The sequence below is a fragment of the Streptomyces sp. NPDC037301 genome (genome assembly GCF_055602785.1).
The window spans coordinates 51,403-70,500 of the sequence record NZ_JBVJWD010000027.1; the positions used below are offsets into that span (position 1 = coordinate 51,403).

14 protein-coding genes are annotated in these 19,098 nt (G+C 70.2%); 3 read left to right on the forward strand and 11 right to left on the reverse strand.

Going from position 1 to position 19,098, the window contains the following annotated elements:
• Positions 1 to 12: 12 nt before the first annotated feature.
• The 5 genes from ACZ7IB_RS32555 to ACZ7IB_RS32575 are packed head-to-tail and all read right to left on the reverse strand — an operon-like array spanning position 13 to position 10,167.
• Complete coding sequence (locus ACZ7IB_RS32555) at positions 13 to 4,101, reverse strand: hypothetical protein (protein ID WP_470917496.1); 4,089 nt, start codon at positions 4,099 to 4,101, stop codon at positions 13 to 15.
• A gap of 9 nt (positions 4,102 to 4,110) precedes the next feature.
• The gene (locus tag ACZ7IB_RS32560) at positions 4,111 to 4,986 is read right to left on the reverse strand and encodes a carbohydrate ABC transporter permease (RefSeq protein ID WP_470917497.1); all 876 of its coding nucleotides are present in this window, start codon (positions 4,984 to 4,986) and stop codon (positions 4,111 to 4,113) included.
• Complete coding sequence (locus tag ACZ7IB_RS32565) at positions 4,983 to 5,945, reverse strand: carbohydrate ABC transporter permease (RefSeq protein WP_470917499.1); 963 nt, start codon at positions 5,943 to 5,945, stop codon at positions 4,983 to 4,985. Before ACZ7IB_RS32565 ends, ACZ7IB_RS32560 begins: the two co-directional genes overlap by 4 nt.
• Positions 5,942 to 7,249, reverse strand: a complete 1,308-nt coding sequence (locus ACZ7IB_RS32570) for an extracellular solute-binding protein (RefSeq protein ID WP_470917500.1) — start codon at positions 7,247 to 7,249, stop codon at positions 5,942 to 5,944. The genes ACZ7IB_RS32565 and ACZ7IB_RS32570 overlap by 4 nt, the downstream gene beginning before the upstream one ends.
• Positions 7,246 to 10,167 carry an alpha-L-rhamnosidase gene (locus tag ACZ7IB_RS32575; protein ID WP_470917502.1) on the reverse strand — a complete coding sequence of 974 codons (2,922 nt, stop codon included), beginning with the start codon at positions 10,165 to 10,167 and terminating at the stop codon, positions 7,246 to 7,248. The genes ACZ7IB_RS32570 and ACZ7IB_RS32575 overlap by 4 nt, the downstream gene beginning before the upstream one ends.
• Positions 10,168 to 10,476: 309 nt before the next feature.
• On the opposite strand from ACZ7IB_RS32575, the gene ACZ7IB_RS32580 reads away from it, so the two are divergent.
• Together ACZ7IB_RS32580 and ACZ7IB_RS32585 are read left to right on the forward strand one after the other, a co-directional pair.
• A complete protein-coding gene (locus tag ACZ7IB_RS32580) occupies positions 10,477 to 12,081 on the forward strand; it encodes an alkaline phosphatase D family protein (RefSeq protein ID WP_470917504.1) in 1,605 nt (534 codons plus the stop codon).
• 468 nt (positions 12,082 to 12,549) lie between these two features.
• Positions 12,550 to 12,945 carry an SSI family serine proteinase inhibitor gene (locus tag ACZ7IB_RS32585; protein ID WP_470917506.1) on the forward strand — a complete coding sequence of 132 codons (396 nt, stop codon included), beginning with the start codon at positions 12,550 to 12,552 and terminating at the stop codon, positions 12,943 to 12,945.
• Positions 12,946 to 12,996: 51 nt separating this feature from the next.
• Here the strand turns inward: ACZ7IB_RS32585 and ACZ7IB_RS32590 are convergent, their stop codons facing one another.
• The 5 genes from ACZ7IB_RS32590 to ACZ7IB_RS32610 form a co-directional block, all read right to left on the reverse strand.
• Positions 12,997 to 13,155 (reverse strand): hypothetical protein, encoded by a 159-nt coding sequence (locus ACZ7IB_RS32590; protein ID WP_389799927.1) that lies wholly within the window; start codon positions 13,153 to 13,155, stop codon positions 12,997 to 12,999.
• A gap of 66 nt (positions 13,156 to 13,221) precedes the next feature.
• Positions 13,222 to 14,172, reverse strand: a complete 951-nt coding sequence (locus ACZ7IB_RS32595) for a cytochrome c oxidase assembly protein (protein ID WP_470917507.1) — start codon at positions 14,170 to 14,172, stop codon at positions 13,222 to 13,224.
• Between the two features lie 112 nt (positions 14,173 to 14,284).
• Positions 14,285 to 15,313: a 6-phosphofructokinase gene (locus ACZ7IB_RS32600; RefSeq protein WP_470917508.1), complete on the reverse strand. Its 1,029-nt coding sequence runs from the start codon at positions 15,311 to 15,313 to the stop codon at positions 14,285 to 14,287.
• A gap of 346 nt (positions 15,314 to 15,659) precedes the next feature.
• Entirely contained in the window at positions 15,660 to 16,388 is a 729-nt protein-coding gene (locus ACZ7IB_RS32605) for a type 1 glutamine amidotransferase (protein ID WP_093893408.1), read from the reverse strand.
• A 34-nt stretch (positions 16,389 to 16,422) separates the two neighbouring features.
• The gene (locus tag ACZ7IB_RS32610) at positions 16,423 to 17,661 is read right to left on the reverse strand and encodes a Mur ligase family protein (RefSeq protein WP_451817936.1); all 1,239 of its coding nucleotides are present in this window, start codon (positions 17,659 to 17,661) and stop codon (positions 16,423 to 16,425) included.
• A 114-nt stretch (positions 17,662 to 17,775) separates the two neighbouring features.
• On the opposite strand from ACZ7IB_RS32610, the gene def reads away from it, so the two are divergent.
• Positions 17,776 to 18,321 carry a peptide deformylase gene (def, locus tag ACZ7IB_RS32615; protein ID WP_470917510.1) on the forward strand — a complete coding sequence of 182 codons (546 nt, stop codon included), beginning with the start codon at positions 17,776 to 17,778 and terminating at the stop codon, positions 18,319 to 18,321.
• Positions 18,322 to 18,333: 12 nt separating this feature from the next.
• On the opposite strand, the gene ACZ7IB_RS32620 is transcribed toward def, so the two are convergent.
• The gene (locus ACZ7IB_RS32620; protein ID WP_327276626.1) at positions 18,334 to 18,984 is read right to left on the reverse strand and encodes a TetR/AcrR family transcriptional regulator; all 651 of its coding nucleotides are present in this window, start codon (positions 18,982 to 18,984) and stop codon (positions 18,334 to 18,336) included.
• Positions 18,985 to 19,098: the final 114 nt, after the last annotated feature.

Consider the following 19,098-nt stretch of genomic DNA (forward strand, 5'->3'; position numbering starts at 1 on the left):
GTCAGGACGGTGTCAAAGCTGCCCCTGACCTCCGTCGGAACCACCGACCCGCAGCCGTACGGGACCCAGCAAGCCGCTGACACGCTGGCCCGGGAAGACGAAGTGGGTCGGGCTCGTCGCGTCCAGGTACGGTGCCAGCGTCCCGAACACGGTGATGTCGAGGGTATTGGCGCCGGGCCCGATCAGACCTGTCAGATCGAAGACGTAAGAGCACACTCGCACCCCCGCGGCGACGCCACCGACCCGCACCTCCGCCGTCCCGCGGACCCGTCCGAGGTCGAGCGACACCTGTCCCGGGGCGACCTCGGCAGGCACGGTCACCACGCGGCGGTACCGCACACCGCCGCTGTACTCGGCGAGGCCGTGCGTCTCCCAGTCGCCGACGCGAATCCGCCCGGGCCCCACCTCACAGCGCACGGGCCCGGCCAGCGCGGCGCCACCCTCGTACCCGGGGCGCGTCCGGACGCGCAGGGCCGCGGTCCGGGGCCCGGAAGGGCCACCGGCCGAAAGACCGACGGTCACGGTCAGCACGTCCCGCGAGTCCCGCGCGTCGACGGCGGTGACGGGCCCAGTGCACTCGGAGCCGTCCACGAAGACAGTCGTCTCGCCGCGCACGAGCGCGGTCAACCTGGTGGCGCCCGGCGGCAGTTCGCACCACAGCCACTCCACCGCTCCCAGGCTCCCCGGGACCGCGAACCGGACCGGCACCACCGTGCCGTCGTCCGCGGTCGGATCCAGCCAGGCGGCGCCCGGCAGCGGATGCGGGCGGCGGCGCAGATACAGTGCGGCCGGGTCACCCATCGGCGCGCGACGTACCGCGACCGGCACACGTCCGTCCGCGCTCCCGGCCCACCAGCGGGCGTCGCTGTGCAGGGTCGCGACACGGTTGCCGTACCCGTCGTCGAATACCGCATCCACCAGGACCGCGCGGTCGCCGCCCCCGGACGTCTGCACCGTGATGTCGTTGTCACCGATGCGCAGGGCCACCGCCACGTCATGCCGTCGCACGCGCGGGACCGCGTGTTCGGCGTACGGGTCGAATCCGCCCTGCCTGCCCACCACTTGTCCATTGACGCGCAGTACGCAGGGCAAGCGCGCGGCCACCTGGACGACGGCCCGGACGGGGAGGTCCGAGAGACGCAGTGTCGTGCCCATCGTCCCGGAGGCATGAATCCATTCCGGACGCCGGTAGCGCTCCGGATCGCGTACGAGCGCCACATGCGCCCGCAGATCACAATCCTGATCAGGTGTCAGCTCCAGTTCGAGCAGACGGCGGCCCGCTGCCACTTCTACCGGGCCCATCGCAAGGTGGCCCCCGTCGTCCAGGGAGACGGGGGCGCCGTCGAGCCGGGCCCGCTTCGCCGCCGCGGCCCCGATCGCGAGGTGTCCGTCGAAGGCCTCGTCGAGGAGCAGTTCCATGCGCAGCCGCACCACCTCTTCGGCGGCGGTGGGGCCGATGTGTACGAACTCCTCCGGCACATGCCCCTTGGGCCCCAGAACGGCACGGTGGATCGGGTCCTTGTACACGCCCAGGGTGTCGGACCATTCGAGGGCCGACAGGACATCGTGGCCGGGGCCGCCGCCGAGCACGACCGCGTGCGGGCCGAACGTCGCGTGGACCGTGGCCGCGACCGGCTCATCGGCGCGGTCCGGCACGGCCCATCCATCGCGTACGCCGTCCTCCCCGGCCTCTTCCACGCGGTGCCGGAAGGTCCGGCATTCGGTGACGGCAGGGCCGGCGGGCGGGCCGGTCGAGGGGCGGGCGAAGTCGCCCCAGGTGTTGTCGAGGGTCGGCACGAGCGTCATATCCCAGTCCGCGTCCGGAGGGATCTCGATGGTGGTGACGTCCGGTGCGGGTGCGTCGGCCGCTATGGGCATGGCCGTCTCTCGGATACCTGCCGGAAAGACCAGCACCGCTGCGGGGCCCGTATCGAAGGTGACATCGACCTCCACGGCCCGGACGTCGTCATCGGCGGGCCGCACCGGAAGCGTCCGGGGAGCGCCGCCGAACGGATCCAGCAGGACCGCCGGGCCCACCACGTCCCGCACTCGCACCCGTGCGCCGCGCGCGTAGCGGTCCGGATCGAAGTCGTATCGGGCATCCAGCCAGCCCAGTGCGGCGCCCCGCTCGTCGGGGGCCGCGACGGCCGCTCGGGTTGCCCGTGGGGCGGCGGCGGTCAGGAGCACCACCGTGGCGCCGTCCACACGGCGCGCGAGTGCGGGGACCGGGGCCCGGACCACGGGGTGCGCCCCGGCGAGCGCCGCGGCGAGCGAGTCGGCCGGATCGTCCGTCATGGGGACGGCAATGGCCCGGCCGTCCGCGAAGCACGCGCGCAGCTCGGCAAGCACGGTCGCCGATCCGGGGCCGACGACGTGTTCGGGAAGGGCGCCGACCGCGATCAACTTGCCGCCGGAGGAAACGAATTCGATGAGCCGGCGTGCTGTGTCCCGTTCCAGGACTGTGCACGAGGGCAGCACGACCGTGGCGTACGCCTCGTCCGCGACCCTCAGCCGTACACCGCCGTCGGACGGAGCGATCCGGGCACGCGCCAGGGACGCGTCGTCGATGACGTCGGCGTCGAGACCGAGACGGTCCATGATGCCCGGCCGGGTACGGAACCAGGCCATGTCACCGGTGAGTTGGAGATACGTCGACTGGGCCCGCGCCGCAGCATCCGTGACCCCGTCCAGAGCGGTACCGGCCTGGGCTGTGGTGGTGGGCAGCAGGATCGCGATGTCGCACAGGTGGTGGCCGAGGCTCAGGATCGCGCACAGCCGGGTCACGGCGTCGGCGAAGACGCGGTGGTGGCGCCAGTACGGCTGACGCCAGTCGGTCGCGGGTGGCGCCCACTCCCACCAGCCGCCCTTGGTCGTGTAGTAGACGGCATGCGGGTTGTAGAGGGTCGCGCCCGCGCGGAGCCACGGCAGCAGCCAGTCGAAGGTCTCCTCCGGTGTGCCGCCCCAGCCGGTGGAGTGGAAGGCCTCGATCCAGGTGCGGGGGCGGCCATAGAGGTGGGCGAGCGAGGAATGGATGCGGGCGTCCCCGTGGTGGTCGGAGCCGGGGGCCGAGAACCAGCGGTGGGTGCGGGCGTAGTCGGCGTACAACTCCACGCCCGCGACGGGGTGTCCGGCACGGGCCGGGTCCTGCTGGTCGCAGCCGATGAGCAGGCCGTGGCGGTCGTGCCAGGCGGCCAGCGGCCGGAAGAAAGCCTCCTCGGCCAGCTCGGCACGGGTCACCTGAAAGTCGCGCCGGACCCGGTGGGCGTCCGGATCCGTGCTGTCGTCGTACAGGGCGTCGAGCCGCGCAGTGATGTCGTACCCGCGACGGCGCACGAAGGCGTCGGTGAAACCGGTGGACCAGGTGGGCAGGGAAGGCAGCTCGTCCTGGAAGGAGCCGACGACGACGGTCCCGAGCCGGTCGCCGAGCCGGCGCTCGAACTCCCCGTGCACCCGGTCCAGCAGTGCTGCACACGCCCGAGTACCGAGGTAGTCGAAGCCGAGCGGAATATGATGATGGAGCGTCAGGCGCCAGCGTCCAGGGCTCGGCGCCCGTACGACTCCGTCGGCCACCGCGACCGGGACCGCCGGGCCGACTGTCCGGCCGCCGGCGTCGACCGGTTCGGCGCGGCCCGCGAGCGGCCGGCCGTCCGGGGGACACCGCAGCTCTCCGGCCCGTATCGCTGTGGAGTCGACGACGGCACGCAGGCGGTCGAGCCGACGTCCCGCGTGGGCGGGCTGTTCGTCGACGAGGCGCGCCTGGAGGTCGGCACCGGAGAAGCCGAGCTGATCGTAGAACCACAGGCTGACGCCGAGTTCGCGGGCGTCGTCGCACACACCGTCGAGCAGGGCCCACCACGCGTCGGACATGAAAGGCGGATCGTCGGCGTCGGAGCCGAACAGGGGGCCCGACGGCGCCAGGTTGAGGAGCACGAGGTTGTGCACCCCGCCCTCCGCGAACCGCTCCAGCTGCGCCCGCAGCCGCGCGTGGTCGAGCCGTTCGCCGCTCCACCACCAGATGGCGGTGGGCGAGAAGGCACGCGGGGGCTCGGCGAGTACCGCCGCGATGCTCGGGGGGAGTGGTGGGTGCGCCGGGTGTGTCATGAGATGCCCTCAGCCCTTGAGACCGCCCGCGAAGCCCTTGATCACATATCGCTGGAGGACCACGAACACCACCAGGATCGGCAGGGCGGCCAGCACGAGTCCGGCGAAGACGAGTCCGTAGTCGGAGACGTACTGGCCGACGAACGCGAACACACCGACGGGCACGGTCTCCTTGTCGGAGCCGCCCAGGTACAGCAGCGGGGTGAAGAAGTCGTTCCAGATGAACACGGCGTTCAGGATGATCACGGTGCCGGTGATGGGGCGCAGCAGAGGGAAGACGATCCGGGTGAACGCCTGCCGGTGGGTGCAGCCGTCGATGAGCGCGGCCTGTGCGTAGTCCTGCGGCAGGGCCCGGATGAATCCGGTGTAGAGGAAGACGGTGAACGGCAGTTGGATGCCCGTGTAGAAGAGCACCATCCCCTGGTAGGTGCCGAGCCAGCCCAGGTCGTCGACGAGTTCGTAGAGCGGGATCATGCCGAGCTGGAAGGGCAGCACGATGCCCAGCAGGAACAGGATGTACAGGCCGTAGCCGATGCCGCGGGCGCGGCGCGCGAGGTAGTAGGCCCCCGTGGAACCCAGGACGACGAGGATCAGCAGACTGACAGCGGTGATGACCGTGCTGTTGAGCAGGGCGGGCCCCAGCGACGCGGAGGACCAGGCGTTGCCGAAGTTGGCGAAGGTGGGCGGGGAGGGCGGGGAGAGGGGCGAGTCGGAGATCTGCTGGGGGTCCTTCATCGCCAGGGTGATCAGGGCGTACACCGGGAACAGGAACACGACGGCGACCGCGATCAAGACCAGTTCGAGGGCGTACTGCCCGAACCGTGGCCTGCGGCCTCTGCGTTCGGGTTTCTGTTCGGCGGGTCCGCGGGACGTGTCGGTGATCACGCGGTGACCTCCCTCGCGCGCAGACAGCGAAGCTGGACCAGGGAGACCGCGGCGACGAACAGCGCGAGGACGAGGGCGACGGCAGTGCTGTAGCCGAACTTCCCGTAGACGAACGCTTCCTTGTACAGCACGGTCGACAGGGTCTCGCTGGAGGTGCCGGGTCCGCCGTTGGTGGCGGCGTAGACCTGGTCGAATAGTTTGAGTCCGCCGATGGTCGACAGCATGAGGTTGATCGTCAGGGCCGGGGCCAGCAGCGGCCAGGTGACATAGCGGAAGCGCTGCCAGGAGCCGGCGCCGTCGATTCTCGCGGCCTCGTGGAGTTCGGCGGGTACGCCCTGCAGGCCGGCCAGGAAGACGACCATCGAGTATCCGGCGTACTGCCATACGACCATCGCCGCGACGGACCACAGGGCGAGCGAGGGATTGCCGAGCCAGTCCTGACGCAGACCGCCGAGTCCGACCGCGCCGAGGACACCGTTGAGGCCTGCGCCGTTCTCGGGGTTGTAGACGTACTTCCACAGGATCGCGACCATGACGGGGCTGACGACGGCGGGCGCGAGGAAGACCAGCCGCAGTAGAGCGCGGGACTTGATGTCGGCGTGGACGCCGAGCGCGAGCAGCAGGCCGACGCCGTTCTGGACGACGACTACGGCGACGGTGAGCAGCAGCGTGTTGCTGACGGACTCCAGTGCCCGGCTGTCGTCGAGCAGGGCCCGGAAGTTGTCCAGGCCGGTGAAGGAGAAGCCGCCGATGCCGGACCAGTCGGTGAAGGCGTACATCACCCCGGCGAGGCTGGGGTACAGGACGACGACGCCGTAGACGACGAGCGCCGGAACTACGAAGAACCAGGGTGGGACGGTGTGATCGCGGCGCCGGACCGGGCGGCCGGAGCCGGCCCGCGGCCCGCCTCCGGCCTTGCCGACCGTGCCGGAGGCGGCCTTCTCGGACGTGGTCGTCACGATTTCTTCCCGTACGCCTCGTCCATCTGTCCCAGGGCGCCGTCGACGTCCGTCCTTCCCGCGAGCAGGTTCTGTACGGCGGCGAAATGGGCGGGCTGGACCTCGGCGTTGGGCCAGCTCTGGTCCATGAAGGGGACGGCCCGGTTGTCGTCGATGATGGGCAGGAAGTCATTGAGGACGGGGTCGATCTCGGTGGAAGCATCGCGCTTGAACGGGATCGCGGCGACGGACCGCGCCCACCGGTTGACGTTCTCCTGCTTCCCGAGGAACTCGATGAGCGCCTTTGCCCCTGCTGCCTTCTTGGACCGTGCGCAGACGCCGAGGCCGACGACGATGCCCGCCGGGATCCACAGGTTCGCGGCGTCGTCACCGCCGGGGAACGGAAACATGCCGAGGTCGTCCGGTGTCCGGGTGGCCTGACGGAAGTTGGCGAGTACGGCGGAGACCTGGACGGCCATCGCAGCCTTGCCGCTCGCGACCATGGATGTCTGCTGCTCGTACGTCGTTCCGTTGGGGTTGTCGTTGAAGAACCCCCGACGCTGCAACTCCTGGTACTTGCCCATCGCGTCGGCCCACCCGGAGCCGCGGAAGTGCGCCCGCCCGGCGGCCATCTCGGCGTCGAAACCGGGGTTCTTCGCGTAGACGGCGTTGGGGACCAGTGCGTAGGTGATCAGTTGGGTGACCCAGGGAGTCTGCGCGCCGAGCGCGATCGGTATCACGCCCTTGGCCTTCAACTTTGTGCAGACGTCGAGGAGTTCACTCCACGTATGCGGCGGCTCGACGCCGGCCTCGGCGAAGGCCTTCTTGTTGTGGATGGCGCCGATGACGCTGCTTCCCGCCGAATACAGATACGTCTTGCCCTTGTATCGGTACGCGGGGTGGAAGTTCGCCGGGACTTCCTTGGCCCACGCCTGGTCGCTGAGGTCGGCAAGCAGCCCGGCCCTGGCCACCTCGACCATGGACATGGCACTGCCGCTGCCGGGATAGAGCACATGCACATCGGGGGCGTTGCCACCCGCGAGCTGTGTGCGCACCACTGTCTGTACCTGGTCCGTGGGTGCGAAGGAGGTGGAGAACACGTCGTCGGGGTGGGACTTGCGGTACAGCGCGACGAGTTCCTCGATCGGCTTCTGCTGGTCGGCGACGCCGACGATGCGCAGCTTGCCGGAGCCGCTGCTCGAATCGGAGCAGGCGGTCAGTGCGGGGGGAAGGGCGGCGAGCGCCGCGACCCCACCGCCGATACGGAGAAAACCCCGGCGGCCGACCGTGCTCCGGCCCGGCCGGCTGTGAGAACCCGTCGTCATGGTGTGTCCTCCTCGTGCGAACGGGCGGACGAGGGTTTCGCCGCCGGTCCTGATGTGCGTCGGCTCTGGGTGAGCGCCGGCTCGGGCCGGTCCGCCGGAGACGTCCCGGCGTGGCCGTCTGCCGGTGGATGAGTCGCGGTGAAGCGGTAGGCGCCGGAGGACACGCGGTAGCGAACGTGGTCGGAGGCGGTTGCGAGCAGCGTGATGTGGCGGTCGTCGGCCCTCGGGGCCACGCCCGATTCGCGGATCGAGCGGGGGTCCGTGGTGGGCACGTACACATCGGCTGTGGAGCCGGGCGGCACCAGGACCCGCAGGGCGAGCCGGCCGCCGTGTCTCTCCCAGGTCACCTCGACGGTGCCGCGGACCGATTCGTGGCGGGCGCTCGCGTGGCGCAGGGCACCCGGGCGGGGCCGTATCCGCAGATGCCGGTATCCGGTGGAGTCCGGCGCCTGGTCGAGGCCGGCGACACCGCGGTAGAGCCATTCACCGATCGAGCCGAGCGCGTAGTGGTTGAAGGAGTTCATCGACGGCGCGCGGAACCCGGTATCGGGGGTCCACCCGTCCCAGCGCTCCCAGATCGTGGTGGCGCCGTGCCGCAGCGGAAACCGCCACGACGGCACTTCGTCACGGTTCAGGAGCGCATGGGCGAGGTCGGCCCGCCCATGGGCGTCGAGGACGGGCGCGGCGAGCGCGACCCCGAGGAATCCGGTCAGGAGGGCGGGTCCGGCCGACTCGACGATTTCGGCGAGACGGTGTGCGGCGGAATCGACGAGGTCCGCGGGCAGCAACTCGAAGGCGAGGGCGACGAGATAGGCGGTCTGGGTGTCCCCTGCGATACGCACGGCAGGAGGTGCGGCAGCGGCACTCCCGACGGTGACGAAGTGCTCCGTGAACGTGCGACAAATGTCGTCGGCCAGCCGGTGGTAGTGATCCGCGACGTCCTTCCGACCCAGGGCATCGGCAGCCTTCGCGGTGAGGCGGGCACTGTGCGCGAAGCAGGCCGTGGCGATGACGTCGCGCGGGGTGGGGGTGCCGGGAGCGAGCCAGTCGGAGAAGTGCGGACCCACCCGTCTGCGCCAGACCAGATCCGTGTTATGACGGTGAATCAGATCGACCCAGGCGCGCATTCCCTCCAGTTCCCGGGCGAGGAACCGCGGGTCGTCATAGGTGCGGTAGAGGTGCCACGGGATGATCACACCCGCGTCGCCCCAACCGGGCGCGCCTTCGTCACAGACCCCCACGAGGCGGGGGGCGACATTGGTGAAGCCGCCGTCGGGTGTGCGGGCGTCATCGATGTCGCGCAGCCACTTGGTGAAGAACGCCGCGACGTCCGCGTTGAGCGCGGCGGTCGGCAGGAAGACCTGCGCGTCGGCCAGCCAGCCGAGCCGCTCGTCACGCTGCGGACAGTCCGTGGGCACACTGACGAAGTTTGAGCGCTGCCCCCACGCCACACACTCGTGGAGCCGGCGGAGCTCGGCGTCCGAGCAGTCGAACTCCCCGGCCCACGGGGTGTCGCTGTGCAGCGCCACAGCAACGACATCGGACTCGGTCAGCTCCGGGACTCCCCTGATCTCGGCGTAACGGAACCCGTGATAGGTGAAACGCGGCTCGAACACGATGCCCTGGCGCCCGTCCCCGACGATCACATCGGTCGCGGCGGCGGTCCGCAGATTGGCCGTGTACAGCTTGTGCGACTCGTCCAGTACCTCGGCGTGGCGGATCACCACACTTGCCCCGGCGGCGAGTTCACCGATCCGGAGCCGTACGCGCCCGGCGAGGTTCTGGCCGAAGTCGACGATGTGGGTATCCGGCGAGATGCGCCTGACCGAGCACGGGCGCAGCTCGGCCATCGCTCGCACGGGCTCGTCGACGGACGCCACGAGCAGATGGTGGTCTGCGTCCGCGACCAGGGCCGGGGACCAGTCGGTGTCGTCGAAGCCGGGAAGTTCCCAGCCGTCGGCCGCGTGCCGCAGGTCATGGCACTCGCCCATCAGCAGGTCCGCGTGACGGATGACTCCCGTGCTGGCGCGCCACGTCTCGTCGGTGACGATCGCAGTGCTGCGGCCGTCCGGACCGGTCAGGTGAAGCTCGGCCAGGAACTGGGGGAACGAGCCGTAGTGTGCTCCGGCCCTGCGCGGCTCGAAGCCGACGAATCCGCTCCACCAGCCGTCGGCGACGGTCGCGGCAAGAACGTTCTCGCCCTCACGCAGCAACTCGGTGACGTCATACGTCTGGTACTGGACTCGACAGCGGTAATCGGTCCAGCCGGGGGCGAGTTCGGCGTCGCCGACCCGTGCGCCATTGAGCCGGACCTCGTACAGGCCGCGCGCGCTGACAAGGAGCCGGGCTTGCGCGCCGGGCGAGCCGGTGAAGGTGCGTCGCAGGACGGGGCACGGGGCGAGCCCGTGGTCGTCGAGGGCGAACTCGCCCTCGGTGGGCGCGTCCATGACGTCGACCGGATGCCGGTCGTGAGTGATCCACGACGCCCGCCAAGCCCCGGCGTCGGTGAAGGCCGTCTCGAACCAGGACGTGGCCTCGGCGGGCACCGCCGTTCCGGCCGGCCAGACGGAGACCCGCCAGTGATAGCGGGTACGGCCCAGGAGAGCGGGTCCGGCGTACTCCACGGCGGCCGCATGGGGATCAGCCACCCGGCCCGTGTCCCACAGGAGTTGACCGCCCACGTCCAGCTCCTCGGAGCGTTCGGCGACCCGGACCCGGTAGGCCACGGGGTCGTCACCGCGGCGGTCGGACGCCAGCCGCCAGGAGAGCCGGGGTGCCGGTTCGTCGATCCCCAGCGGAGTGGTGCGGTGCTCGCATCGAAGGCCGTACGGCCGCAGCGTCCACTCTGAGGGACGGCCGCCCGCTGCTCCTTCGGCGGGACGGGGGGCGGGCATATCCGCTGCCGAGGGACCGGACACGAGCACGTCCTTCCGTCGCACCGATTTTCCCCATGTGAAATCTAACGTTAATTCTGTGGCGTGGAGACTATGAGCCCCCCTGGGGGGTGTCAAGGGTGTTGCCGACCCGTCCCCAGCCACCTCGGGAAATTGCCGATGTCTCCCCAACCAACCGCCTCTGAACGGCATTGCGACCACCGATGCGTGGTCTTGTGGCGTGCGATTCCCCTGTGATATCCAGCCTGTGATTACCACATGGGCAGACGTGAAATCACGCGTCGATCCCACCTCGTACCGCACGGGATCCCGCCCGACGAAGGGACGAGCTCCATGCACATGAACAGTGGGTCAGGCGGCACCGGAGGGTTCGGCAGACGGGCGATGCTCGGCGGGACGGTCGGGATGGCCCTCGCCGCGGCCGGCCTGTCGTCGGGCAACGCCTGGGGTGACGCCCCCTTCCACCACGACCCGTTCACTCTGGGGGTCGCCTCCGGCGATCCATGGCCGGACGGATTCGTGCTGTGGACCCGCCTCGCGCCCCAGCCCCTCGCCCCCGACGGGGCCGGAGGCATGCCGCCGTACTCCGTCGACGTCCAGTGGGAGGTCGCCCGCGACGAACGCTTCCGATCCGTCGTACGCCGGGGACGGACCCGCGCAGTGCCCGAACTCGCCCACTCCGTCCACGTCGAGGTCTCCGGGCTGCAGCCGGGCAGGCACTACTACTACCGCTTCCGCGCCGGCGGTGTGCACAGCCCTGTCGGCCGCACCCGCACCGCACCCCCGCCGCACAGCCGTCCCAAGGAAATCGACTTCGCGTTCGTCTCCTGCCAGGCGTGGTTCGAAGGCTTCTACACCGCCTACCGGCACCTCGCCGAGGAGGATGTCGACCTGGTCCTGCACCTCGGCGACTACATCTACGAGAACGCCATCGACGGGATGGGCGGCGTACGCAACGTCCCCGTCGCCGCCGAACTGCGCCCCGAGCCGATGGACCTCGTCCAGTACCGCAATCGCCACGCCCTCCACCGCTTCGACCCCGACCTCATCGCCGCCCACCAGGTCCACCCGTTCGCCGTCGTCTGGGACGACCACGAGGTCGAGGACAACTGGGCACGCGACAGGTCCAAGGCCGACACCGAACCCGACCAGGACCCGGCGGTCTTCCGGCAACGCGCGGCGGCGGCCTTCCAGGCGTACTACGAACATCTGCCGCTGAGGCTGCCGAACAAGCCGAACGGCTTCGAGGCCCGGATGTACCGCAGCCTGCGCTACGGGCGGATGGCCACGTTCCATATCCTCGACACCAGGCTCTTCCGCGACGACCAGCCCTGCGGCGACGGCACCAAGAGCGGCTGCGACGAACGGCTCGCACCCGGCCGTACCATCCTCGGCCCGGAACAGGAGCAGTGGCTCTACCGCGGCCTCGGACGGTCGGACACGACGTGGAACCTGATCTCCCAGCAGATCCCCGTGACCCAGGTCGACACCGACCCCGGTCCGGGCCAGGCATTCGTGATGGACTTCTGGGACGGCTATGTGGACGCACGCAGGCGGCTGTTCAAGGAGATCACCGACCGCAGCGTGAGCAACCCCGTCGTACTCACCGGTGACATGCACCGTCACCTCGCCGCCGATCTCAAGCAGAACTTCGACGACCCCGAATCGCCCACGCTCGGCGTCGAGTTCGTCGGCTCGTCCATATCCACCTCGAAGGACGGGATGGACCTGGACCCCTCCGGGGCCAGACTGCTCGCGGCCAACGAGCACATCAAGTTCACCAACTTCCAGCGCGGATACGTACGTTGCTCGCTGACCAAAGAGAGCTGCCGCGCCGACTTCCGGGTCCTCCCGTACGTCACCACCCCCGGCGCCCCTGTGTCGACCCGCACCTCGCTGGTGACCGAGGCGGGCCGCCCCGGGATTCAGCCCGCCTGAGAAAGACCGGCCGCCCCCCTGCCGGGAGAGGACAGGGGCGGATCGTGCCTGACGTGTTCCTCGCCCGGCCCTCGGCCCCGTCGCCGCCCGTACGGACGGCGACGGCCGATTCCGTCGGGGAGGCCGAGGGGGGGCATGGTTCCCCATCACGAGAGCCCCTCGGATCCGTGCCGCTGCTCCGGCGGCACTGTGATCCGAACGTCAAGGGCCCCGTGACCTGGGAGAGGACAGACGCTCGGGGTGACCCGCCGGCAGGATGCGTCCGGGTGCAGGGCACCCGCCGGGCGGTACTCCAGCCGGACCCGCCGACTGACTCCGGAGGGTGGGACCCGCGGCGCGGTTCCTTGCCCGGTGCGAACTCAAAAGATCATCTTGCCGGGTACCCGAATGCGGGCCGTCCAGGACGCCTGAGACGCACCCGGTCCGTCCCGGGACGCCCCGGATCCCCCGAGCCACAGGAGTTCTCCGATGCGCCTGCGCGCCGCTCCCGCCGCCGCTGCCCTGCTCACTCTCACCGTCGCGGTGCCTGCCGCGGCCGCCCAGTCCAAGGACCCGGTGCCGGACCGCGGGTTCCTCCTCACCGTCTCGGGCAGCGAGAACACCTGGATCCGTGGCGTCGCACTGTTCTGCCCGGCCGCCCCGGACGCCCGTCACCCCCATGCGGCCGCGGCCTGCGCGGCGATCGACCGGGCGGAAGGCGATCTGGACGCCCTGCCCGGCAGCCCGCGTCTGTGCGTCGAGGGGTACGACCCGGTGACGGCCACCGCCACCGGTAACTGGGACGGGCACCCCGTCCGCTGGCAGCGGACGTTCCCCAACGCCTGCGTGATGGACGCGGTCACCGGACCGGTCTTCCGCTTCTGAGCCCGGCCGGCCTGAGCCCGGCCGGCCTGAGCCGGGTGAGACCCACCCGGCTCAGGACTCGCGCGTCGCAGCCATCCCCAGAGTGATCAGACCGAGCACCACCCATCCGAACCAGAGCCAGCCGCTGCTCCCCAGCGCCACCGTGTAGGCGGTGACCGCCACCAGTGCCGCCACGGTGATCACTCCCATGGTTTTCGTGGATCCGGACATGCCCGCACCCTCCTCATCGGCCGCGCGGCCGTGGATGCCATCGTCACCCCGGAGGCATGCCCACCGCTACTGCCCGCGCGCCTGCAACGAGGCGAGATAGGCGTTGTACGCCTGCAGCTCCTTGTCCCCGTCCCGGTCGGCAGCCCGGTCGGAGCGCTTCGCCGTGCGCTGCTCGGAGCGGTACCACTGGAAGACCAGCGCGATCAGCACCAGCACCGACGGGATCTCGCTGAATGCCCAGGCGATGCCGCCCGCCCAGTTCTGATCGCTCAACGCGTCGACGCCGAGCGAGGCCGGTGGGTTCTTGTACGTCTCCACCATCGGCGTCGTCGCCATCATCAGCGCGATACCGAAGAACGCGTGGAACGGCATCCCCGCGAACAGCTCCAGCATCCGCATCACATAGCCGGGCCGGTGCGGCCCCGGGTCGACGCCCATGATGGGCCAGAAGAACACCAGACCGACCGCGAGGAAGTGCACCATCATCGCGATGTGCCCGGTCTTCGAACCCATCAGGAAGTCGAAGAGCGGGGTGAAGTACAGCGCGTACAAGCTGGCGATGAAGAGCGGAATCGTGAAGACCGGATGCGTGATGATCTTCATGTACCGGCTGTGCAGCAACATGAGAAGCAGCTCACGCGGGCCGGTGCGGTCACGCCCCGCGACCGGGAGCGCACGCAGCGCCAGAGTCACCGGAGCGCCCAGCAGCAGCAGGATCGGCGACAGCATGCTGATCACCATGTGCTGCACCATGTGCACGCTGAACATGACCATGCCGTAGTCGTTCAGCTTGGTGCACATCACGAGGGCGATGGACAGCACGCCGACGACGAAGAAGACGATCCGGCCGGCCGGCCAGCTGTCCCCGCGTCTGCGCAGCCGCAGCACAGCGTACGCGTACAGGCCGATGGCGAGCACACAGCCGATGAGAAAGAACGGGTCCGCGGAGAATTGGAGCCCGCGTCCCAGCGTGAACGGCGGCAGATCCATGTTCATGCCGTGCCCGCTGTGATCCATCTGTTCACTCCCGCTGGGGACATCCCCGTTTCGTGCCGGTTGTCCCGACCAGAGTAGAACTGCCCCCGGCCGCAGCTGCGGCCGGGGGCAGTTCGTCGGACAGGGGTGTCGCTCAGAGCACGCACTCCGCCTCGGCGTAGCGCTCGGCCGGGACCGTCTTGAGGGTCTCCACGGCCTCAGCCAGCGGCACCATCGCGATGTCCGTGCCGCGCAGCGCCGTCATCATGCCGAATTCGCCGCGGTGCGCGGCCTCCACCGCGTGCCAGCCGAAACGGGTGGCGAGAACACGGTCGTACGCGGTGGGGGTGCCGCCGCGCTGCACATGGCCGAGGATCACCGGGCGGGCCTCCTTGCCCAGGCGCTGCTCCAGCTCGACGGAGAGCTGCGTGGCCACGCCGGCGAACCGCTCGTGCCCGTAGATGTCCTTGGTGCCCTGCTCGAATTCCATGGAGCCGCCCTGGCGCGGCTTGGCGCCCTCGGCGACGACGACGATCGCGAACTTCTTGCCGGCCGAGAAGCGCTTGCCGACCAGCTCGGTCAGCTCGTCGATGTCGAAGGGGCGCTCCGGCACGACGATGGCGTGCGCACCGGCCGCCATGCCCGAGTGCAGGGCGATCCAGCCGGTGTGGCGGCCCATGACCTCGACGATCAGCACCCGCTGGTGAGATTCGGCGGTGGTCTTCAGCCGGTCGAGGGCCTCGGTGGCGACACCGACGGCGGTGTCGAAGCCGAAGGTCACATCGGTGGAGGCGATGTCGTTGTCGATCGTCTTCGGTACGCCGACGATCGGCAGGCCCGCCTCGGAGAGCAGATTGGCCGCCTTGAGAGTGCCCTCACCGCCGATCGGGATGATCGCGTCGAGACCCAGATCGGCGACATGGCCCCTGGCCTGTTCGACGCCGCCTCGCAGATGGGCGGGCTGGACCCGGGAGGAGCCGAGGATCGTACCGCCGCGGGCGAGAATGCCGCCGACCGCGTCGAGGTCGAGCTTGCGGTAGTCACACTCGAGGAGGCCCTTCCACCCGTCGTGGAAGCCGATGACCTCGTCGCCGTGGTCGACCACCGCGCGATGCACGACGGAACGGATGACGGCGTTGAGGCCGGGGCAGTCGCCGCCGGAGGTGAGCACACCAATTCGCATTGCCCGGGAAACCTTTGCAACGTGGGCCGACGACCGGACCACGTCGTCCGGTTGGATCCCCGCCACCCTACCGGCGCAGGGTGGCGGGACCGAACCGGGCGTCCGCCTGCTGGACTCCGCTCAGCTGAGCGAAAGCAAGAGCGTCCGGCAATCGGGGGGGGGCGGCGTCGCGGGGCTGGGCACGCACACCTGCGGCGTTGTCGTCGGTCACCGACTTCCCCGAGCTCTCGGCTTCGCTCGAGCAGGGGAGACCCCATCGCGTTGGCTCAATCCTCCGCCTTGCAGCTGCACGCACCCAGCCCCGCTCCTTCTCCCACCCCCCGATTGCCGGACGCTCTGCGCCTCATCAGGCGGGCTGGGTCGCCGAGGCGATGCGCTCGGCGCGCAGCGCCTCGTACCAGCGGTCGTCCGTCGGCGGCAGGGCGTTGACATCGAGCGCCAGCTTCAGCAGCAGATCCGCGATCAGCGGGTTGCGCGCCATCACGGGCCCGTGCATGTACGTACCGAAGACGGTGTCGTTGTACGCACCCTCGGTGCCGTCGCCGGTGCCGTTGCCCCCGCCGAACTGCACCCGGGCGAACGGCCGTGCCGTCGGGCCGAGATGGGTGATGCCCTGATGGTTCTCGAAACCGGTCAGCGGCGGCAGGCCGAGGCGCGGGTCGATGTCGGCCAGTACGTCACCGACGCACCGGGCCCCCTCGCCGCGGGTGGAGACCACGTCGAGCAGCCCGAGACCGGGCTCGCGCTCACCCAGGTCGTTGATGAACTCATGGCCGAGGATCTGGTACCCGGCGCAGACCGAGAAGATGATCGCGCCGTTGGACGCGGCCCGGCTGAGCCCGCCGTCGCGGCGCAACCGCTCCGCGGCGAGGCGCTGCGGCCGGTCCTCACCGCCGCCGATCAGGTAGATGTCGCCGGACGTCGGGACCGGCTGGTCACTGCGGACATCCACGCGCTGCACGTCGAGACCGCGCTGGCGGGCCCGGCGCTCCACCACGAGCGCATTGCCCTGGTCGCCGTAGGTGCTGAGGAGGTCGGGGTAGACCCAGACCAGACGCAGACCGTTGTTGCTCATGCTTCGTCCTCTCCGGAGGTGGCCGGGGCCGGGGTCAGTTGCCGACACGACGGCGCAGCTCCTGGAAGGCGGTGTAGTTGGCAATGACCTCGATACGGCCGGGCGGGGCCTGCTGCACGGCCTCGTCGAGGTTCTCGCAGACCCGGAAGTCGAGACCGGCGACTTCGAGACGGACCGCGAGGTCCAGCTTGCGGTCGCCGAGCACGAAGATCGGGTGACCGGCGAGCTGGGTGTAGTCCACGTCCCACAGCCAGGAGGTGTCCGTGCCGTCCGCGCCACGGGCGTTGACCGAGAGGATCACCGGGGTGGGCGGCGGGTCGATCAGGGAAAACGTTTCGAGCCAGCCCGCCGGGTTCTTCGCCAGCAGCAGTCGCAGCTCACGGCCGAGGAAACTGACCACGTCGTAGCGGCCCGCGACGGCTTGCACCTGGTACATGCGCTCCAGCGCGACCTGCGGCGGCACACCGAAGACGGCGGCCACGGCGGCGGAGCTGGTGGCGTTGGCCTTGTTGGCGCGGCCGGGCAGCTGGAGGTGGATCGGCCACGCCGATCCGTGCGGGTCCAGGACGTAGTCGCCGTGCAGCACCCAGCTGGGGGCGGGGCGGCGGAATCCGCACTCGCCGCAGAACCAGTCGTCGCCGGGACGCTGCATCACACCGCCGCAGGACGGGCAGGACCAGGCGTCGTCCTTCCACGCCTGGCCGGCCGCGACCCACACCACATTGGGGGAGGAGGACGCCGCCCAGACGATCAGCGGGTCGTCGGCGTTGGCGACGATCACGGCCTTCGAACCGGACAGCCCCTCACGCCACTTCTCCGCGAGCATCCGGGTCTCCGCGGCGCGGTCCAGCTGGTCGCGGGAGAGGTTGAGCAGCGCGATCACCTTGGGCGTCGTGTCGCGAGCGACACCGGCGAGGTACTTCTCGTCGACCTCTATCACGCCGTACTTCGCGTCCGAGCCGCCTGCCAGCGCCGAGGTGATGCCCGCCGGCATGTTCGCTCCGAGCGCGTTCGACACGACCGGGCCCGCGGCCCGCAGTGCCTCGGCGATGAGCCGGGTCGTCGTTGTCTTGCCGTTCGTCGCCGACACGAGGATCACGTCCAGGTGCTGCGCCAGCCGCCCCAGCAGGTCGGGGTCGAGCTTGAGCGCCACCCGGCCGCCGATCACCGATCCGCTGCCGCGCCCAGCAGCGCGCGACACCGCTGCCGCGGCCTTACCCGCCGTCACGGCCAGCTTGGCCCGCGGCGACAGCGGCTCCGTGTTGCCTGCCATCGTCCTAGATCCTCCTTGCATCGGTCCACGCCCAGCCTATCGATGTCCGGCGCGGCGACCGCACCGCGGCACCGCCGGGGAGGTGGAGGTCACGTGGAACGTACGATTGCCTCCATGCGAAACCGCCCGATCCCCGGCAGTTCCGGACTGATTCGTGCCATGAGTCTGCTCGGTGATCCGGTGCTGCACGGTGCCTGCGAACCCGTCACGGACTTCGGTCCCTCGCTCGCCCGCCTCGTCGAGGACATGTACGCCACCATGTACGCGGCCCAGGGAGTCGGACTCGCGGCCAATCAGGTCGGCGTTCCGCTGCGGGTGTTCGTCTACGACTGCCCGGACGACGATGACGTCCGTCACCTCGGGCATCTCGTCAACCCGAAACTGGTCGAGGCGGACGGCATCACCGTACGCGGCCCGGAGGGCTGTCTTTCGCTGCCCGGCATCGAGGCCGGCACCCCGCGCTTCGACCGTGCCGTCGTCGAGGGCGTGACGGTCGAGGGCGAGCCGGTACGGGTCACCGGCACCGGCTTCTTCGCCCGTTGCCTGCAGCACGAGTGCGACCACCTCGAAGGCACGGTGTACACGGACCGGCTGACCGGGCTGCGCCGGGCGAGGGCGCTGCGCGCGGCCCGCCGGGCGCCCTGGGCGGCGGGCGGCTGACCACACAGACCCTCAGAATCCCGGGCCGCCGGGCCGGTCGCCCGCGTCGGCCAGCCTGCCCCACAGCAGATCCGCCAGGCTGCGCACCAACTGCTCGCGGGAGCAAGGGCGTTCCCCCAGCCACCAGTCGCCCGCCGCGTGCATCATGCCGACGATGCCGTGGCCCCAGATGCGGGCCATGGCCTCGCTGTCCGGGCCCAGGTCCACCCGCTCGGCGATCACCAGGGCGAGCTCCTCGCCGAGCCGGCGCAGCAGCGGTGCGGAGTGCCTTCCGACATCGAAGCCCTGCTCGGTCGAGGGTGCCGAGTCGTCGGACGGGTGCATCAGGAAGCGGTAGACCTGCGGCCGGGCCTCGATCGCCGCGAGATAGGTGTCGAGCGTCGACTCCACGCGCCGGCGGCGCTCGGCGGGTGCGTCGAGCGCCGCCCGCAGAGCGATGAGCAGGGCATCGGTGTGGCGCTTGGCGAGGGCGCGGTAGAGGCCGCCCTTGTCGCCGAAGTGCCGGTAGAGGATGGGCTTGGTGATTCCGGCCTCCGCCGCGATGGCGTTCATCGAGGCCCCCGGCCCGTCCCTGAGCACCACGCGGTCGGCGGCCTCGAGCAGCTCGCGGCGGCGGCTCTCGGCCGCTGTTCGCTGGCGCTCGGCCTGTCGTGTGGTCTCCATGTCGCCTCTCCCCACCCCTGGCCATGCAATTGCGTCCTGCCTGCGCAACGTAACACCCCGTCCTGCGGGGTGCGGATCGGCACCCGGGCGGTTGACAGGGGCTACTTGTCGGTA